This window comes from Nocardia tenerifensis NBRC 101015 (assembly GCF_000308715.1).
Classification (GTDB): domain Bacteria; phylum Actinomycetota; class Actinomycetes; order Mycobacteriales; family Mycobacteriaceae; genus Nocardia; species Nocardia tenerifensis.
The window spans coordinates 1-2142 of the sequence record NZ_BAGH01000476.1; the positions used below are offsets into that span (position 1 = coordinate 1).

Sequence of the window (2142 nt, forward strand, 5' to 3'; positions counted from 1 at the left end):
AGGACGTGTCCGCGGGTCTGCGCAGCACGGTGCTCGCCGGCCCGCCGCGGCTCGACGCCCAGGTGCGCCCCGCGGCGCGCGGCGAGGCGGTGCTCGCCACGCACGACGGCGTGACCTACCTGATCTACGACGGCAAGCACGCACGGGTGGACACCGCCAACGAGGCGATCGTCTCGGCCCTGCCGCAGCTGCGCGCCATTCGCCCGCGCCCGATCGGGACGGGCCTGCTCAACGCCAGCGTGGCCGTGCCAGAACTCGCGGTGCCGGCGATCCCGCGGGCGGGCGAGCCGAGCGCGGTGCGCGGCGGCGAGTTCCCCATCGGCTCGGTGATCAGGGTGCACGACGTCGCCGGCTCGACCTCGTACGTGGTGCTCGCCGAGGGCGTGCAGCGGATCTCCGAGTTCACCGCGCGGGTGCTGCGCACCTCGAACTCCATGGGGCTCACCGTGATTCCGAAACTCTCGCCGGACGCGATCCGGGGCATCCCGGTGGTCGACGTCCTGCCGCTAGATCAGTTTCCCGACGACGACCTGACCCTGGTCTCCGCCGACAGCGACCCGGTGGCCTGCCTGTCCTGGGCGCGCGACGAGGGCGATCAGGCGGCGCGCCTGCGGATGTTGCTCGGCACCAGGCTGCCGCTCGCCGGCGTCGAGCCGATGGCGTTCGTGGCGAGCAAGGGCGCCGACGCCGCCTACCTCCCGGCGTCCACCGGCGAGTTCATCCAGGCGACCGGGGTTGAGCCGGACAGCACCCGGCGCGACGCGCTGTTCTACGTCACCGACACCGGGGTCCGCTTCGGCATCCCCGACGCCGCGACGGCCACCGTCCTCGGGCTCACGAAACCGAAACTCGCGCCGTGGCAGATCGTCAGCCAGCTGCCGGGCGGGCCGATGCTCGACCGGCAGTCGGCGCTGATCGCCAGGGACATCGTCGCCACCGGGCGATAGAAGGGAAGGGAAGTGCTGATGCAGGACCGGGACAGCGCCGCGCAGGCCGTGGACCGCCCGTTCTCCCTGGACGGCCTCACCATCGAGCGGCCGGGCACTGAGAACGAAAGCCCGCCAACGGAATTCGACGCCGAGCCGGAGCTGCTGGTGCAGCTCTGCGCGTCCATGGCCTACGTCGATGAGCTGTCCGGCGCGGAGATCGTCGCCGACGCGGCGACGGACCTGATCGATCGGGTCAGCTATGTGGCGACGGTGGCGGAGTTCTATCCCGCGTTCGCCGAGGCCGTCGCGACGCGGACGGTGCCCGAGCTCGCGGTCCAGCTCGCCGACGGATTCACCGAGGAGCAGATCCTGGATTTCCTGCGGCGCCTGGTCGCCGAGCTCGACCGGCGCAGGCCGTGGCCGGACCCCGCACTGGTGTCGGTGGATCCGCTGACCTGGCCGTCGCTCGGGTCCAGCGTGCCGATCGGCTGGGTGGACATCGCGATCTCCGACTTGGAGTGGGCGGTGAAGGCCGCCTTCGCCGACGTGCCCGACGGCGACAACCCGCTGCTGGTGCTGCGGATGCGCGGCGGGCAACTGGTGGCGCTGGTCGGCGACGAGGAGCCGAATCCGAGCCGGTTCCTGGTGCTGCTGCCCGACCTGGACGATCAGGCCGACCCCGCGGAGGTGTCCGACTATCTGGCGCGCTACGCGGGCCTGTCGGTGGAGTCGGACGAACTGACAGAGGCGATGGCGGAGGCGATTCGGGCATGATCCGGCCGGAGAACCAGCGCGCGGCGAGCGAGGCCGCCGACCTGATCGAGGCCGTCACCGCGGCCCTGGGCACACTGGGCGACATGCGTGCCGCCAGGGACGCGTTGACCGCGTCGGCGACGGTCGAGCACGGCCGAATCACGGTGGTGGTCAACGCCTCCGGGTCTATCGTCCGGACGGAGTACGCCGAGGGCATCGAGGAACTCGGCTACGGGCAGATCGCCCGCGCCACGGTGCAGGCGGCGCAGGCCGCGGCCGCGGAGGTCGAGCGGAAGAAGAGGGAACTACTCGGACCGCTCGGCGCGATGCGGCTGGGTATGCCCTCGGCGGCGGAGTTGCCCGCCGAGCTGGCCGCCCTGCGCGCGCAGCTGCCCGAGCAAGCGCGGGCGCCGCTGACCCAGCCCGCCGCCGGCCGGCGGCGCGGCGACGGCAATCGAAT

3 protein-coding genes are annotated in these 2142 nt (G+C 72.4%); all 3 read left to right on the plus strand.

The features are described from left to right. On the plus strand, positions 1 to 947 hold a 947-nt coding region (gene eccB / locus ON39_RS34140; protein WP_040740416.1), incomplete at its 5' end, for a type VII secretion protein EccB. A gap of 18 nt (positions 948 to 965) precedes the next feature. Then, a complete protein-coding gene (locus tag ON39_RS34145; protein ID WP_146251217.1) occupies positions 966 to 1703 on the plus strand; it encodes a hypothetical protein in 738 nt (245 codons plus the stop codon). Continuing rightward, positions 1700 to 2142 (plus strand): hypothetical protein (locus tag ON39_RS34150; RefSeq protein ID WP_040740418.1); only part of this gene is annotated, 443 nt, incomplete at its 3' end. The genes ON39_RS34145 and ON39_RS34150, both read left to right, overlap by 4 nt.